The sequence below is a fragment of the Kitasatospora sp. NPDC051853 genome, from assembly GCF_044452665.1.
GTDB lineage: Bacteria > Actinomycetota > Actinomycetes > Streptomycetales > Streptomycetaceae > Kitasatospora.
Genome location: NZ_JBITBY010000005.1, coordinates 128,268 through 143,056, shown reverse-complemented (window position 1 = coordinate 143,056; position 14,789 = coordinate 128,268). Strand labels below are relative to the sequence as shown.

General features: G+C 74.1%; 15 protein-coding genes. 9 read left to right on the top strand and 6 right to left on the bottom strand.

Annotation, left to right across the window (positions count from 1 at the left end; translation table 11 throughout):
- Positions 1-108: 108 nt before the first annotated feature.
- From ACIA8O_RS16035 to ACIA8O_RS16025, 3 genes are read right to left on the bottom strand one after another with little or no spacing between them, the layout of a single operon-like run.
- Positions 109-780, bottom strand: coding sequence for a response regulator (locus ACIA8O_RS16035; RefSeq protein WP_396294422.1), 672 nt, complete (start codon positions 778-780; stop codon positions 109-111).
- Positions 777-2,054: a sensor histidine kinase gene (locus ACIA8O_RS16030; protein WP_396294420.1), complete on the bottom strand. Its 1,278-nt coding sequence runs from the start codon at positions 2,052-2,054 to the stop codon at positions 777-779. The genes ACIA8O_RS16035 and ACIA8O_RS16030 overlap by 4 nt, the downstream gene beginning before the upstream one ends.
- Before the next feature lie 17 nt (positions 2,055-2,071).
- Complete coding sequence (locus ACIA8O_RS16025; RefSeq protein ID WP_396294419.1) at positions 2,072-2,824, bottom strand: SDR family NAD(P)-dependent oxidoreductase; 753 nt, start codon at positions 2,822-2,824, stop codon at positions 2,072-2,074.
- A gap of 180 nt (positions 2,825-3,004) precedes the next feature.
- On the opposite strand from ACIA8O_RS16025, the gene ACIA8O_RS16020 reads away from it, so the two are divergent.
- Both ACIA8O_RS16020 and ACIA8O_RS16015 read left to right on the top strand, forming a co-directional pair.
- A complete protein-coding gene (locus tag ACIA8O_RS16020) occupies positions 3,005-3,250 on the top strand; it encodes a hypothetical protein (RefSeq protein WP_396294417.1) in 246 nt (81 codons plus the stop codon).
- A 98-nt stretch (positions 3,251-3,348) separates the two neighbouring features.
- On the top strand, positions 3,349-3,891 hold the full coding sequence (locus ACIA8O_RS16015; RefSeq protein WP_396294416.1) for a hypothetical protein: 543 nt from the start codon (positions 3,349-3,351) through the stop codon (positions 3,889-3,891).
- A 154-nt stretch (positions 3,892-4,045) separates the two neighbouring features.
- On the opposite strand, the gene ACIA8O_RS16010 is transcribed toward ACIA8O_RS16015, so the two are convergent.
- Complete coding sequence (locus ACIA8O_RS16010; protein WP_396294415.1) at positions 4,046-4,894, bottom strand: alpha/beta fold hydrolase; 849 nt, start codon at positions 4,892-4,894, stop codon at positions 4,046-4,048.
- Between the two features lie 97 nt (positions 4,895-4,991).
- Here ACIA8O_RS16010 and ACIA8O_RS16005 point away from each other — a divergent pair, with 97 nt between their 5' ends.
- Positions 4,992-6,584 (top strand): phytoene desaturase family protein, encoded by a 1,593-nt coding sequence (locus ACIA8O_RS16005; RefSeq protein WP_396294414.1) that lies wholly within the window; start codon positions 4,992-4,994, stop codon positions 6,582-6,584.
- A gap of 63 nt (positions 6,585-6,647) precedes the next feature.
- On the top strand, positions 6,648-7,157 hold the full coding sequence (locus ACIA8O_RS16000) for a hypothetical protein (RefSeq protein ID WP_396294413.1): 510 nt from the start codon (positions 6,648-6,650) through the stop codon (positions 7,155-7,157).
- On the opposite strand, the gene ACIA8O_RS15995 is transcribed toward ACIA8O_RS16000, so the two are convergent.
- Positions 7,111-10,896 carry a hypothetical protein gene (locus tag ACIA8O_RS15995; RefSeq protein ID WP_396294412.1) on the bottom strand — a complete coding sequence of 1,262 codons (3,786 nt, stop codon included), beginning with the start codon at positions 10,894-10,896 and terminating at the stop codon, positions 7,111-7,113. The genes ACIA8O_RS16000 and ACIA8O_RS15995 overlap by 47 nt on opposite strands.
- A complete protein-coding gene (locus ACIA8O_RS15990; RefSeq protein WP_396294411.1) occupies positions 10,893-11,312 on the bottom strand; it encodes a hypothetical protein in 420 nt (139 codons plus the stop codon). Before ACIA8O_RS15990 ends, ACIA8O_RS15995 begins: the two co-directional genes overlap by 4 nt.
- 149 nt (positions 11,313-11,461) lie before the next feature.
- Between ACIA8O_RS15990 and ACIA8O_RS15985 the strand changes: the two genes are divergently transcribed.
- The 5 genes from ACIA8O_RS15985 (at position 11,462) to ACIA8O_RS15965 (ending at position 14,782) form a co-directional block, all read left to right on the top strand.
- Positions 11,462-12,274: a phospholipid scramblase-related protein gene (locus ACIA8O_RS15985; protein ID WP_396294410.1), complete on the top strand. Its 813-nt coding sequence runs from the start codon at positions 11,462-11,464 to the stop codon at positions 12,272-12,274.
- Positions 12,275-12,447: 173 nt separating this feature from the next.
- On the top strand, positions 12,448-12,882 hold the full coding sequence (locus tag ACIA8O_RS15980; protein WP_396294409.1) for a DUF6892 domain-containing protein: 435 nt from the start codon (positions 12,448-12,450) through the stop codon (positions 12,880-12,882).
- Between the two features lie 324 nt (positions 12,883-13,206).
- On the top strand, positions 13,207-13,386 hold the full coding sequence (locus ACIA8O_RS15975) for a hypothetical protein (RefSeq protein WP_396294408.1): 180 nt from the start codon (positions 13,207-13,209) through the stop codon (positions 13,384-13,386).
- A 365-nt stretch (positions 13,387-13,751) separates the two neighbouring features.
- Positions 13,752-14,237 (top strand): SMI1/KNR4 family protein, encoded by a 486-nt coding sequence (locus ACIA8O_RS15970; protein WP_396294406.1) that lies wholly within the window; start codon positions 13,752-13,754, stop codon positions 14,235-14,237.
- Positions 14,222-14,782: a hypothetical protein gene (locus ACIA8O_RS15965; RefSeq protein ID WP_396294405.1), complete on the top strand. Its 561-nt coding sequence runs from the start codon at positions 14,222-14,224 to the stop codon at positions 14,780-14,782. Before ACIA8O_RS15970 ends, ACIA8O_RS15965 begins: the two co-directional genes overlap by 16 nt.
- The last annotated feature ends 7 nt before the right edge of the window (positions 14,783-14,789 follow it).

Here is a 14,789-nt window from a genome sequence, read left to right as displayed (position 1 = left end):
TCGGGCGGCCGGAGCGGCCGCCTGCACCGCCATGCTCCGCCCCGGAGGTACCCGGCCGAATCGCGCTGAGGAGTGGTCCCGGACGTCACTCCCGAGGATGACGGGGCCTCAGGCATCCGCTCCGGGGACCACCAGGCCGCTCTCGTAGGCGAGGATCGCGGCCTGGGCGCGGTCGCGCAGGCCGAGCTTGGTGAGGATGCGGCTGACGTGCGTTTTGACGGTGTGTTCGGTGACCACCAGCAGGGCGGCGATCTCCGCGTTGGAGAGGCCCCGGGCCAGGCAGCGAAGGGTCTCGCGCTCGCGGGTGGTCAGGGTGCCGAGCCGCTCGCCGCCCTCGGGCGGGGGAGTGCGGGGGAGCCGGCGGGTGTAGTCGGAGATCAGGCGGCGGGTGACCGAGGGGGAGAGCAGGGCCTCGCCGGCCGCGACCACCCGGACCGCGTGCACGAAGTCGTCCCGCCGTACGGTCTTCAGCAGGAAGCCGCCGGCCCCCGCGTAGAGCGCGTCGTAGACGTACTCGTCCACGTCGAAGGTGGTGAGCACCAGCACCCGGCAGTCAGAGCCCTCGGCGGCCAACGCCTTCGCCACCTCGATGCCGTCCGTGCCGGGCATCCGGATGTCCAGCACCAGCACGTCCGGCCGCAGTGCCCGCACCAGCGCGAGGGCCTCGTCGCCGTCCGCCGCCTCGCCCACCACTTCCAGGTCGGGCTGCACGTCCAGCATCATCACGAAGCCGCTGCGGACCAGTTCCTGGTCGTCCGCGACCACCACCCGGATCGTCACCGCGGGTCTCCGGTGGAGGACGGGGCGGCGGACGGCGGGGCGGCGGAGGGCAGGGGGAGGGGCAGGGGAAGGGGCAGGCGCAGGCCGAGCTCGAAGCCGGGTGCGCCGTCGGGGCGGGGGCCGGCCGCGGCGGTGCCGCCGCAGCTGACGGCGCGTTGGCGCAGCCCGGCCAGGCCCCGTCCGCCGCCGGGGCGTCCGGAGGCGGGCGGCGAGGGGGACGGGCCGGGGCCGTCGTCGGTCACCGTGACGGTCAACTCGTGCTCCTGCCAGTGGAGTCGGACGGTGGCGGAGGCGGCCCGGGCGTGCCGGACGGCGTTGGTCAGGCCCTCCTGGACGGTGCGGTAGACCGCGATCTGGACGTCGGGGGGCGGCTGCCGGGGAGTGCCGGTCACCTCGTAGGAGACGGCCAGGCCGGTCCGGCGCACACCGTCGACCAGGGCGGGCAGCTCCGCCAGGGTCGGCTGCGGGGCGCGCGGGGCCGGGGCGTCCTCCTCCGTGCCGAGCGCGGCGAGGATGCGCTGGAGCTGGACGGTGGCGTCGCGGCCGGCATCGGCGATCGCCTCGAAGGCGGCGACCGCCCGGGGCGGCGCGTGCTCGACCATCAACGGGCCGGCCTCCGCCTGAACGGTCATCAGGACGACGGCGTGGGCCAGCACGTCGTGCATCTCACGGGCGATCCGGGCCCGCTCCTCGGCGGCGGCCCGCTGCGCTTCGGCGGTGGCGCGCCGTGCCTCCGCCTCCGCCCGTTCCGACTCGGCGCGGGCCCGGGCCGCCTCCAGGTCGCGCTCGGCCTCCACCCGGCGCAGGCGCTCCCGCCGCACCCGGGCGGCGGTGCCGGCCGCGGCGGCGGCGACGAAGGACATCAGGTAGAAGGTGGCGTCCTGGACCTCGTGCCGCTTCAGGGCCTCCACCAGCAGCACCACCGGGACGGCCGCCACCGCGATCCCGGTCAGCACCAGCCGGCGGTGCCGCTCGCCGTGCGCGAAGGCGCTGTACATCGCGACGAACGCCGCGTACGGGAACGGCTGCCCCGGCCGCTTGTAGAGCACCGCCGCCGTGCCGACCACACCGACGAACAGCAGCACGGCGAACGGCCACCGGCGCCGCCAGACCAGCGCCCAGACGGCGCTGCTGGTGAGCAGCAGGCCGAGCAGGCTGAGGTCCGCCCGGCCCGGTGTCAGGAACGGGATGGCGACCAGTGCCTGGACCAGCAGCGCCGTGCCGAGGTCCGGCAGGTGGGGGCTGCGGGCGGCCCGGGTCCACAGGCTTCGCACGGTCGGGTACCCGCCCGTCAGCGGCCGAGCACCGCACCGCCGTTGACGCCGATGATCTGGCCGGTGAGGTAGCCGGCCGCGGGGGAGGCGATGTAGCCGACGGCGGCCGCGATGTCGGCCGGGGTGCCGGCCCGGCCGACCAGGGTGTCGGCGATCTTGGCGGCGTGGAACTCGGGGGTCCACGACTCGCCGAAGATCTCGGTGTCGGCGACGTAGCCGGGCGCCAGGACGTTCACCGTGATGCCCTCGGGCCCGAGCTGGCGGGCCAGGCCGAGCGCCCAGCCGTGCACGGCCGCCTTGGCGGCGGCGTAGGAACCGGCCGAGTGCGGGCCGGCGCCACCGCGCTGGCCGGCCGCCGAACTGATCATCACCAGCCGGGCACCGGGCCGACGGAGCCGGCCGGTCAGGGCGGTGGTGAGCAGCACGGTGGTCATCAGGTTGACCTCGATGTCCTGCCGCCAGGAGTCGGCGAGCGCGGCCAGGGAGTCGTCCGTGGGCTGGGTGATCCTGGCGCCGGCGTTGTTCACCAGCACGTCCACCGGGCCGAGTTCGGCGATCCGCTCGGCCACCCTGCTCACCTGGGCCGGGTCGGTGAGGTCGGCCGCGACCGGGATCGTGCGGTCGGCGCCGATCTCCTCGGCGGCGGCCTCCAGCACCTCGGCCCGGCGGCCGATCACCACCACCCGGTGCCCGGCCTCCGCGAGCTCCCGGGCGATCGCCTTCCCGATGCCCGTCCCGCCACCCGACACCACCGCAAGCCGGTCCGTCATGCCGTCCCCCTTGATCAACAGTCCGTCAGGGGGAGCCTAGACCATGGTGTTCGGACGGATCCCGGTCACGCCGGAACTCGTCGCCGCCGGACGGACGACACGGTGCGCGTGGCGTCCGGGCGGGTGGCGGCGGCGGGGTTTGACTGGACGTCAGGTGTCGGACGGAGTCGGGCGGAGGCGGTGGGCGGCATGGTGCGGAGTGCGGTGCGGGGCTCGGTGATCGGTCTCGTGGTGGCGGTGCTGCTGACGGTCGCACCGGTGGGCGCACACGGCCACGGGCACGGGCCCGAGGGTCGGGCGAGGCCGTCCGTGGGTACACCCGTGGGCACGCCGATCGCGCTGATCTTCGTTGCCGCCGCCCTGATCTTCCTGCCGGCGGTCTTCGGAACGGCGGCCGTCCCGCCGGATGACCGGTGGGACGGCTGACCGGACCGGACCGGGCCCGGTGCTCCCGGTTCCGGCGAATCGGCTGCGGTGGCGGTGCCGCCCGGGTCACTCTGGGAGCCGAGGGAAGGGAGTGCCGGATGGGAGAGCGAGAGGCGGACCACGCCGAGCAGTTGAGCGAGGCCCTCACCGTGCTGGGGGTCGGCTGGCAGCCGGACCGGGTCGCCGACGAGGTGACGCGCTCGGTGATGCTGGCCACCGCGCTGCTCGGCGCGGCGGAGGCGCACCTGGTCGGCTCCGAGCTGGACGCCAGGCGCTCGGGTGCCGACACCGCGGCGCTGCGCAGCGCGTACGGACCGGTGCGGGGCGAGGTGGTGGCCGACGCGCTGCCGGGGGCGCCGGACGCGGAGCGGCTGCTGCTGGTGCTGCGGCTCGGACTGCTGGTGGCGGACCTCAGCCGGGCCGCCGGACCGGACGAACGGGCCCCGGACATCGAGGCGTTGGCCGCCGCGCGCGACCTGGTCAGCGCGGCGGCCGCGACCGTCACCCACCACTACGCCGCCTCCTTCGCCGAGGGCTCGGGCGTGCCCTCGGCGAAGGAGGCGCTGGAGCTGGCGCGCACGATGGCCTCCCAGGCGGCGGCCCGGCTCACCCGGTTGCCGGGGGCCTCGGACGCCCGCTGACCGTGCCGTGCGTCTCCCGGACCGTTCGCCCCGGGAAGGCGGCTTGCCCGGGGCGCCCCGACGGTTCCCGCCGGGGCGCCCCGACGGTTCCCGCCGGGGCGCCCCGACGGTTCCCGCCGGGGCGCCCCGGCCGCACGCGGCGGAGCCGCCCGTGTCACGGCCGAGGCGAACGGTCGGATGCGCTCCGGTCCAGGAAGGCCGCCAGTTCGGTGTTGAAGCGTGCCGGGTCCTCCAGGTTGGGGTAGTGGGCGGCGTTCGGGATGTCGACGGTGCGTCCGCCGGGGACGGCGGCCGCCAGGCGGGTGGCCATGGCGTGGTTGTCGGGGCCGTCGACGGCGCCGTTGAGGGCGAGGAGGGGCAGGGTGAGGCGGGCGGCGCGCCGCCAGGTGTCGGTGACGGGGACGCGGTGGTCGGGCTCGTCGGGGGTGTGCTTGGCGATGGTGTCGAGGGTCATGGTCCGCACCAGGGCGATCGTTGCGGGGTCGACCTCGGACGGCTCGCGCTCGGGGCCGGTGGCGAAGCGCAGCAGTACCTCGGCGATGCCGTCCGCGTCCGCGGCCGCCATCGCCTTCTGCAGGTCGGCGAACACGCCCAGGGACCACGGGTGTTCGAACGCCGGCTCGCTGGTGCCGACGCCGCTGACCACGAGCGCGCGGACCAGCTCCGGGTACTCCAAGGCGCAGTCGACCGCCGTCCCCCCGCCCATCGAGAGCCCGACCAGCACGGCCGGGGCGGCGTCCAGCGCGCGCAGCACCGCGGCCAGGTCGTCCACCAGGCGGTAGGGCCGGGTGGCGTTCGAGGAGGTGCCGTGGCCGCGGGCGTCGAAGGCGATCACCCGGTGGGTGGGCGCGAAGTGCCGGAACTGCTCCTCCCACAGACGGTGGTCGAGGTACCCGCCGTGCAGGAACACCAACGGCGGGCCGGAACCGGCCTCACGGTAGGTCAGATGACCGTCCTCGGTGGGGAGTTGGCGGATCGGTACGGCTGCGAAGTATCCTGACATGGCGCCCAGGGTGTCACCTTCCGGCACCGGCGGCCACCGGGTTCCCGGTCGGCGCGGCCTGGTTCCCCGCAGTGCCGCCGTGCCGTAGCGTGGCGGCGTGAACACGGAATCGTCCTCCCGGCACGACGTCGTGATCGTCGGTGGCGGGCACAACGGGTTGGTGGCGGCGGCCTACCTGGCGCGGGCCGGTCGGCGGGTGCTGCTGCTCGAACGCCTGCCGCACGTGGGCGGGGCCGCCGTCTCGGCCCGGGCCTTCGAAGGGGTGGACGCCCGGCTGTCCCGGTACTCCTACCTGGTGAGCCTGCTGCCGCACCGGGTGGTGCGCGAGCTCGGGCTCCGGCTGGACCTGCGGCGGCGCCGGATCTCCTCGTACACGCCCGTGGTCCGGGACGGCAAGCCCACCGGGCTGCTGGTGGACGCCGCCGACCCCGAGCGCACCCGGGAGTCCTTCCGGTCGCTGACCGGCGACGAGCGGGAGTGGCGGGCCTGGCAGGAGTTCTACGGCACCACCGGGCGGTTGGCCCGGCGGGTGTTCCCGACCCTCACCGAGCCGCTGCCGTCGAAGTCCGCCCTGCGCGGGCTGGTCGGCGACGACGCGGCCTGGGAGGCCTTCTTCGAGCGGCCGTTGGGCGAGGTGGTCGAACGGACCTTCGCCGACGACCTGGTGCGCGGGGTGGTCCTGACCGACGCGCTGATCGGCACCTTCACCCACGCCCACGACCCCTCCCTGCTGCAGAACCGCTGCTTCCTCTACCACGTGATCGGCAACGGCACCGGCGACTGGGACGTCCCGGCCGGCGGCATGGGCGCGGTGACGACCGCGCTGGCCGAGGCGGCGCGGGCGGCCGGCGCGGAGATCCGGACCGACTGCGAGGTCACCGCCGTGGCCACGGACGCGGACGGCACCGGCGAGGCCGAGGTGACGTACCGTCACCGGGACGGCGAGGGCCTGGCGGTGGGGCGGCGGGTGCTGGTGAACGCCGCACCGGCCGTGCTGGATCGGCTGCTCGGCGAGGCACCCTCCCCCTCCCCCTCGCCCGAGGGCGCTCAGCTGAAGGTCAACATGGTGCTGCGCCGGCTGCCGCGGCTCCGGGACACGGCCGTGGACCCGCGCGACGCCTTCGCCGGCACCTTCCACATCGCCGAGGGCTACCGGCAGTTGGCCACCGCCTACACCGAGGCGGCGCAGGGCCGGATCCCTTCGGCGCCGCCCTCGGAGATCTACTGCCACACCCTCACCGACCCGTCGATCCTCGGGCCGGAGGCGGCGGCCCAGGGCCTGCAGACCCTCACCCTGTTCGGACTGCACATGCCCGCCCGGCTGTTCGCCGACCCGGCGGCCAAGGAGCGCGCGCTGGCGGCGAGCCTGGCGCAGCTCGACGCGGTGCTGGCCGAACCGATCGCCGACTGCCTGGCCCTGGACGCGCACGGGCGGCCGTGCGTGGAGGCGAAGACCCCGCTCGACCTGGAACGGGAGATCGGCCTCCCGGGCGGCCACATCTTCCACCGCGACCTCGCCTTCCCCTTCGCGGACGACCCGGACCCGCGTACCGCCGCCGCCCGTTGGGGCGTGGCGACCTCCCGGGCGAACGTGCTGCTCTGCGGGGCGGGCGCGGTCCGCGGCGGTGGCGTCAGCGGCATCCCGGGGCACAACGCGGCCAAGGCCGTACTGGAGGAGTCGTCGGGCTGAGGCTCCGGACGGGTGTTCCGTGCCGCCCCGGGGGTGCGGGACCGAGCTGAATCGGAGGGCGCAATGGGAAGGCTCCGACTCGTACGGGCGGCGGCCGTCGGCGCGGCGCTGCTGGCGGTGGTGGTGGCGGGGTGCGCCGGCCCCGGAACGGCTCCGCCGACACCGGCGGCCACCAGCAGCCCGGCCGCCAACACCCCTTCCCCTCAGGTGACTTCGAGCCCGCCTGCGGAGACGGTGGCGGCGGCCGTGGTGTACGGCTGCGACGGTGCCCCGGTCTCCGCACCGGAGTACTACCTGCTGGCCTGCGGGAACGCCGGCTGGTGGCTCAAGGGGCTCAGCTGGTCCGGCTGGGGGAGCGAGAAGGCCACCGCCACCGGGCAGTTCTGGCAGCGGACGTGCCGGCCGAGCTGCGTGGAGGGCGGCGCCCTCCCGTACCAGGCGACCGTCACGGCGGGCGGCCTGACCGGTGGTGCCTACACCACGCTGCACATCGTGGTCCCCCAGCACCCGGACGGCGCGCTGGACTTCATCCTGGACGAGAAGGGGGCACGGGAGAAGCGGACGGTGGGCTGACGCAGAGCCGGGGGAGCGGCGCGTTCCGCACCAGCTCCGCCCACCGCTGTTCGGTGAGGACGCCGTCGCTCGTCGCGCAGATCCGGGCGACGGCACTCGCGACGTCGAGGTCCCAGAGACGGACGGCGGCGTCCACGCTCGACACCGCGAGGGTGTGCCCGTCCGGGGCGAAGGCGAGCGAGTCGACGGCGCCGGACGGGCCGGTCAGCGGGCGGGCGAGGTGGACCGGGCCGCTGCTGCTGCCGGGACTGCCGGGGTCGCCGAGCGTCCAGAGGTGGACGGTGCCGTCGCCGCCACCGGCGGCCAGGGTGCGGCCGTCCGGGCTGATCGCGACCGCGTTCACGAAACCCGAAGGGCCGGTCAGGGGTGCTCCGAGCGGCACCGGGGCGCGCGGGTCACGGAGGTCCCAGAGCCGCACGGTGCCGTCGCGGTGGCCGGAGGCCAGGACGCGGCCGCCCTGGCCGTAGGCGAGGCTCGTGACGGCACCCAGCACCCCGCCGGAGCCCGTCATCGGCGGGCCGAGCGGGACCGCGCGCCCGGGTGTTCCCAAGTCCCAGAGCTGGACGGCCCGTTCGCGGCCGGTGGCGAGGACGCGGCCGTCGGGGGCGAAGGCCACGGCCGCCACGGCGTTCGGCGGATCGGCGAGCGGTGATCCGAGCAGGGCGGGCGCCGCCGGGTCGTCGACCTTCCAGAGGTGGAGGGAGCCCGCCGCGTCGCCGACCGCCAGGGTGCTCCGGTCGGTGCCGAAGGCCAGCGCGACGGCCGGGGCGGCGCCGGGGAGCGGCGGGCCGAGCGGTGCCGGACGGCGAGGGTCGGAGACGTCGGTCAGCCACACGGAGCCGCCGGTGCCGCCGACCGCCCCGGACCCGATCGCGAGGGTCCGCCCGTCCCGGCTGAACGCCAGGGCCTCGGTCGCCCCCGGCGCGCCGACCGAGGGGCTGCCGAGCCGGACCGGCCGTCCGGGCCGTGCCACGTCCCAGAGTTGGGCGTCCGCCGTGCCGTCGGAGGTGGCCAGGGTACGGCCGTCCGGGCTGAAGGCCACGGGACCGCGGGTGGGCAGCAGGGTCGGCGGCAGGCTCCAGAGGGTGGTGGCGCGGGACTCGTCGATGACGGCCAGGGTGCTGCCGTCGGGGGCGAAGGCGACCGGGCCGGCGGCGAGCGAGGAACCGGTCGGCAACTCCCCGAGCAGGGACGGGCCGTAGGGGTTGGCCGTGTTCCACAGACTGGTGACGCCGTTGCCGTGGGCCACGGCCAGCAGGGTGCCGTCGCGGCCGAACGCCGCCGACCGGACGGCACCGGCCCGCCCGGACAGTGGCCGGCCGCCCTGCACCTCGTACGGGGACCGGGGGTTGCGGACGTCCCAGAACGCGAGCTCGTCGTGGTTGCCGCCGGTCACCAGCACCCCGCTGTCCGGCCGGATCGCCAACGCCCGCCCCGCTGTGGAGAGTTCCGACAGCAGCCGCGCCTCACCCGCCGGGTCGCCGAGGTCCCACAGCCGGACCGCCCCGTCCGAGGAACCGGTCACCAGGACCTGGTCGTCCACGCCGAGCACGGCGGAGGTGAAGTCACCGGGGGACACGAGCGAGGAGGTGCGCCGGCGGACGGGCCGGTCCTGGCCGGGCCCGTCCTGGGCGGACAGGTCCCAGCGGGTGGTCTGCCCCCGGGCGCTGAGGGTGGTGAGGGTGCGGGCGTCGCGGGAGAACAGGACCTCGGCGACCCCCTCGGGCGTCCGGAGCGCCGGTTGGACCGGTGCGGGCCGCTCCGGGGTGGCGAGGCGCCACAGTCCGACGCCGTCGGGGGTGGCGGCGGCCAGCCAGGTCCCGTCGGGGCTGAACCGCAGGGCGGCCACCCGGCCCGGGCTGGTGGGCAGCAGTTGGTGCAGGAGACGGGCGCGACGCGGCTCCCGGACGTCCCAGAGCTGGACCGGTCCGTCGGCCAGGGCGGTGGCGAGCAGCCCGCCGCGCGGGTCGAAGGCGGCCTGGGTGACCGCCGTGCCGGGCTGGGTGAGTGCGGTGGGGACGGGGGTGTTCTCGAAGTTCACCAGCCGCGCCGCGTTGTCCGCACTCGGAGCCCTGCGGTAGGCGGCCAGCGCGAGCTGGGCGGCGAGGGCCGGATCGGTCGGCGCCAACTCGGCCGACAGCGCGGCGATCTGACTGGTGATCGCCTGCTCGGCCGCTGCCCGGGCCTGACGGCTCTGCCGGAAGCCGAGCACGGTGGTGACCGAGGCGAACAGGGCGAGCGCGGTGATCGTGGCCAGCACGGCGCGGCGGACCCGGCGGCTCCTGCGCTGCTGCCGGTGGGCGGCGGCGAGGAAGGCCCGGGCGGTCGGGGAGGGGTCGGCCGGGTGGTCGGCGGCCCACTGGGCGGCCGCCTCCAGGCGGGCTCCCGTGAACGGTTCGGCGGCGCCGCGGTCCCAGGCGGCGGCGGTCTGCTCCAGGTCCTGCCGGACCAGGTGGCCGGCCCGGTCACGCTCGATCCACCCGCGCAGGCGCGGCCAGTTCCGGATCAGGGCCTCGTGGGCGATGGTCACGGTGTCCTGATCGGTGGTCAGGAGGCGGTGGCGGGTGAAGGCGGCGACCACGGTGGCGGCGGGCTCCGTGGTGGGCCCTGGCTCCGGCCCTGGTGCTGTCCCTGGTGCTGGCGCGGTGTGCGGGAGGTCGAGCAGGTCGCGGTGGCTGACGTGCCGTCGGGTGTCCTCGGTCTCCCGGCCGATGGCGACCAGGCGCAGGAAGACCACGCGGGCGGCCCGGCGCTCCGCGGGCGTGAGCGCGGCGTACACCGACTCGGCGGTGCGGGCGACGGCCCCGTGGACGCCGCCGGCCAGCCGGTAGCCGGCGACGGTCAGTGCGCCGTCCTCGCGCTGCTGCCAGGTGGCCCGGAGGGCGTGCGCGAGCAGCGGCAGCGTGCCGGGGCCGCCGAGCTCGGCCAGCAGCAGTTCGACCAGGCCGTCCTGAACGGTCAGCCCGACGGCCGCCGCCGGACGGCGGACCGCCTCCTCCAGCTCGGCGGCGGTCATCGGGTCGAGCAGCACCGGGTCGTCGCGCAGGGCGGCGCGGAGCCGTCCGTCGGCCGTGCACCGGGCGTAGAAGTCGGCCCGGACGCCGAGCACGACCAGGACGTTCGCCTGCGGGGGCCGGGAGACCCGGTCCAACACCTCGACGAACCACCGCCGTTCGGCCTCGTCGGCCCCGAGCGTGAAGACCTCCTCGAACTGGTCGACCACCAGGAGCAGCCCGCTGCCGTCCACCGTGCCGAGGATCTCCTCGGCGCACCGCCCGGGGTCCGCCCGCCAGTCGGCGGCGGTGGCACCGAACGCGTCCGCCAGCGCGGAGGCGGGAGACGCGGTGGGCGTCAGCATCAGCTGCCGCCACCGTGCCGAACCGCCTGCGGGCAGCGCCCCGTCCGAGACGGCGGGAAGCACCCCGGCCGCGAGCAGCGAGGACTTGCCCGCGCCGGACGGTCCGAGCACCACCAGGGGCCCACCGCGGGCGAGTTGGGCGTCGAGCCGCCGGCAGAGCTCGGCGACGGCCCGGTCCCGGCCGTGGAACCAGGCGGCGGAGTCGGCGTCGAACGGCTCCAGGCCCGGGTACGGGCACTCCTCGCCGCCGCGCGGACGCCGTACGACGTGCGAGGAGGTGACGACGTGGAGGTCGCGGCCCGCCACGTACGCGTCGCCGCCGCCGGAGACGGTGACCTCCAGGTGCCGGGACGGCTCCGGTCCCTCTTCCTCGGACGTCACCCGGTGGTGGGCCGGTGGACGGTGAGGTCACGACCCGCCTGGTAGGCGTCGCCGCCGTCGGTGACGTGCGCGGTCATCGTGACGGAACCGGCGGGCTGCGCACCCGTCCGCTCCTGGGCGGCGGCCAGCAGGGAGGCGACCAAGGCCCTGAGCTCGTCGACGAGTTCGGGGTGGGTGGCGAGCAGGCGGGCGAGCCGTGCCTGCCACTCGTTCACCAGCAGGCCCTGCAGTTCGTCCGCCCGGCCCGTCTCCCGTGCCGCGAGCAGTTCCTCCCGGGCCTCCTCCAGCTCGGCCTCCACCCGTTCGGGGTGCGTGCGCCGCCACAGCGCCAGGACCGCCGCCTTCACCGCGGGCCAGGTGTCCGTCGCGATGGCACCCACCACCTGGGTGGCACCGCTGGCCGCCAAGGTCGTCAACTCCGCCCCGATGTCTATGAGTTCACGATAGCCAAGGTGTCCGCAGCGAAGAACGGTCCGAGCACGACTGACTTTCGGAGGGCCGTCGGGGTTCGTGGCCGTCCGGGCGCGTGAGGTGACGGACGAGGATGCCTGACCTGCGGGAAAACATGCGGCGGCATATGACCTGCGTCACATATCCTCCGTCTGTCGCACCGTCACCTTCCGTTCGCGGAGCGGCGGGCCCTAGCCTGCCCGCCATGTCGCAGAACACGAACACCCCGGGCATCCCCGGCCAGCCGGCCGCCGCGGCCGGTGACTCCGCCAAGATCCAGCGCCAGGTGCAGCAGCAGGCCGGCGTCGGCCCGATCGCCGGTGGCTCCGGCACCCTCTTCTCCGAGCCGGTCCTGGTGGTGAACCAGAAGGCCAAGCTGATCGAACTGACCAACGAGTACGCGGTCTTCGACCAGCAGGGCGGCACGCTCGGCTCCGTGGTCCAGGTCGGCCAGAGCGGCCTGCGGAAGGTCATCCGCCTGCTCTTCTCCATCGACCAGTACCTGACCCACAAGCTGGAGATCCGGGACGCGCAGGGCGCTCCCGTGCTCCTGCTCACCCGTCCGGCGAAGTTCATCAAGTCCCGTGTCATCGTTCAGCGTCCGGACGGCCAGGAGGTCGGCCAGATAGTCCAGCAGAACGCGATCGGGAAGATCAATTTCGCGTTCGAGGTGAACGGCCGGAAGATCGGCGCCGTCAAGGCCGAGAACTGGCGCGCCTGGAACTTCTCGATCGTCGACGAGGCGGACACCGAGATCGCCCGGATCACCAAGACCTGGGAGGGCCTGGCCAAGACCATGTTCACCACGGCCGACAACTACGTCCTCCAGATCCACCGCCCCCTCCCCGACCCGCTGATCAGCCTGGTCGTGGCGACCGCCCTCACCGTGGACACCGCCCTCAAGCAGGACGCCCGCGGCCTCGGCTGACGGCCGCCGCAGCGTGTTCCGGACCCCGCCCCTCAAGGGGGCGGGGTTTCCCTTTTCTGACCCATCGCCAGATCGACAGGGGTGTGCTGTGTGCCCGGTGGCCGGCCCTGTCGGCGCGCGGTGGTGCCCACCGTGATGTAGGCGGTGTCGGGGCTGCGTGGTAGATCTGCCGCATGGCCAGGTTCAAGGACTTCAACTTCAAGCTCGTCGTGATCGATGTGCTCATGTACCGGCAGGAGCTGCTCGCTCCTGCCTTTGATCTCGACGCGCGTATGCGGGAGCGAGGCATCGACATACCCGCGGTGTACGTGTTGGAGAACGACATCGACGACGAGGTCCTCGACGAGTCGCGCGCCTTCTTCGAGGAGTTGGAGATCGGTGACGAGCTCCTGGCCGAGGTGGAGACGCTCTGCTTCGACGCGGGCCAGCAGATCTACCGGCACTGCGCCCCGGCCTGGGACGGCGAGGACGACCTCTTCGACATCCGTTCCCTCGACGACCTCGCACTGCTGCCGAATCTGAAGCGCGTCACCGCCGTGGACGACGGCACGCTGGTCGCGCCGGGCAAGTGGGAGAGCTTCGCGGCCCGTGGTATCGAGGCGAGTTGAGGGGTGGGCGCGGGAGCGGCGGAGGGGCGAGGAGGAGTCATGCGGTGTGCGCACTGCGGGCGTGAGGTCGTGTGCCGGCCGCCGGCGTTCGGCGGTCCGCCCTGCCTGGGGCAGGTTCACGTGCACAGCGGGGAGGAGGCCTGCTTTCCCGAGCAGGGGACGGCGAGCTCACGCGCCTGGCCGCCCGGCGGGTGCGGCTGCAAGGCCCGGGACCTGAGGGCATTCGCGACCGATGTGCCTCCTCCGCCCCCGCCGGTGAGGGGTGGCACGGAACAACTGGCCGAGGTCGGCAGGGCGTTCCTGGGGTTGGCCCCAGGTGCGGGGGTGAACGTCGTGGAGCTGGCGGGCGGTGCGGGAGTGTGTGTCGTCCAGGCCGGGCGTGGGGGCGGCAAGGTGTACGTCGCGCCGGACCGGACCGTTCTGTTCGTCTCATCGGGCATGGACTTCGACACCGGGCTCGCGGCCTTCCTCGGTGGTGCACGCACTCCCCGTCAGGGGGCTTGAGGGCAGGCCACGGTGGGCTGTTCGACAGGGGGCATCGTCACGCAGCGGGTCACGCGTGCGACAGGAAGAGGTTGGCGGAGTTGGCCCCCTTGATCGAGTCGAGTCCGGGGTGTCATGGGGCCCTCGGGTGTCTCTGTGCCACCGGTGGCCTGGGATACATCGGATGCCGACCCCGAGCGTTGGCCGGTGGTGACGTGGTGGAACGGTGACGAGGAACTCGAAAGGTACGACGGTGGCTTGGCGGACTTCCTGGTGGCGCTGCTGACGGGCCGGCACCCCGAGGGGGACGGAGTCATCCACAAGTCTCCGGGGAGTCCTCTGTGGCGCAATCGCGGGTGCTGATCCGCGGCGGAAAGGTGATGGCAATGGAGTGGATCGGACGGCTGGTGAGGCACCGGGAGCGCCAGGCGGTCGAGGACGGCGACTACCTTCCGGGAGAGTGGCCGGGACTCCGTTCGCCGTGCACGGTGGGAGGCCTGGCGGAGCTGGAGGCCAGGTTGGGCATCCCGCTGGAGTCCGAGTACAGGGATTTTCTGTTGATCTCGGACGGGATGGAGGACTTCTCCTGGGACGGCATGTCCGTTCTCGGTGCCGTTGACTGGCCGGACTCGCCGAAGGTCGCCAGGGCGATCGACTTTCGGGACATGATCGTGGGTGGCCGGATCGACCGGGACCTTGGAATTCCCGAAGGGGTGCGGATGGCTCCGATCGGGATCAACAGGGACGGGGACGCGGCGATTCTTCTCCTGGGTGGAGCGTCGAACTGGTCGCCTCGTTACCTGTGGACAGGGAGCGGGGATTCCGTGTTCTTCGATCGGCTGTCCGAGGTTTTTGAATGGGCCTGCGAGTGAAGCGGCGCGGATCGTTCCCGGAGGAGAACAAGCCGATTGATTTTCGGGAGCTCGTTGGTACCGATCCTTGGTCGCGGGAGCCTCGGCAGGCCTCGTGGGACGCGGTCGAGGAGGTAACGGGGGAGCTGCCAGGGGACTTCAAGGAGTTCGTCCGTCTCTACGGGGACGGCCTGGTGACGGGTCACCTGTGCATCCCTCACCCGGAGGGGATCGACCCACTGATCGACTTCATCGGGAGGGGGCGGCGCAAGCTCGAGATCCTGCTCTCCGACTACGCCGACCGGTTGGAGTCACTCTCCTGCGATCCGGCTGTGCTGATCCCCTTCGGCTACTCCGACTGGGACGGCGACGACTGTTTTCTGGTCCCGCGGGAGGGGCGGGAGTTCGATGTCCTGCTGGTGTTTCGCCAGTGGGCCACGGCGGAGTTGTACGAGGGTGGGTTCACCCGGTTCATCGGTGGGGTCCTCACCGGACGGGCGGTGCCGCCTGGGTGGCCGGTGCTCGAGCCTCGGTGGGCTCCGCTCGAGGGGACTCCGCTGCGCTGACCAGCGC

Bases quoted from the DNA above. Each gene is read 5' to 3' on its own strand.
- ACIA8O_RS16015 (WP_396294416.1), top strand. From the start codon at position 3,349: ATGGGAGAGCGAGAGGCGGACCACGCCGAGCAGTTGAGCGAGGCCCTC.
- ACIA8O_RS16000 (WP_396294413.1), top strand. From the start codon at position 6,648: ATGGGAAGGCTCCGACTCGTACGGGCGGCGGCCGTCGGCGCGGCGCTG.
- ACIA8O_RS16025 (WP_396294419.1), bottom strand. From the start codon at position 2,824: ATGACGGACCGGCTTGCGGTGGTGTCGGGTGGCGGGACGGGCATCGGG.
- ACIA8O_RS15980 (WP_396294409.1), top strand. From the start codon at position 12,448: ATGGCCAGGTTCAAGGACTTCAACTTCAAGCTCGTCGTGATCGATGTG.
- ACIA8O_RS15965 (WP_396294405.1), top strand. From the start codon at position 14,222: ATGGGCCTGCGAGTGAAGCGGCGCGGATCGTTCCCGGAGGAGAACAAG.
- ACIA8O_RS15970 (WP_396294406.1), top strand. From the start codon at position 13,752: ATGGAGTGGATCGGACGGCTGGTGAGGCACCGGGAGCGCCAGGCGGTC.
- ACIA8O_RS15985 (WP_396294410.1), top strand. From the start codon at position 11,462: ATGCGGCGGCATATGACCTGCGTCACATATCCTCCGTCTGTCGCACCG.
- ACIA8O_RS16010 (WP_396294415.1), bottom strand. From the start codon at position 4,894: ATGTCAGGATACTTCGCAGCCGTACCGATCCGCCAACTCCCCACCGAG.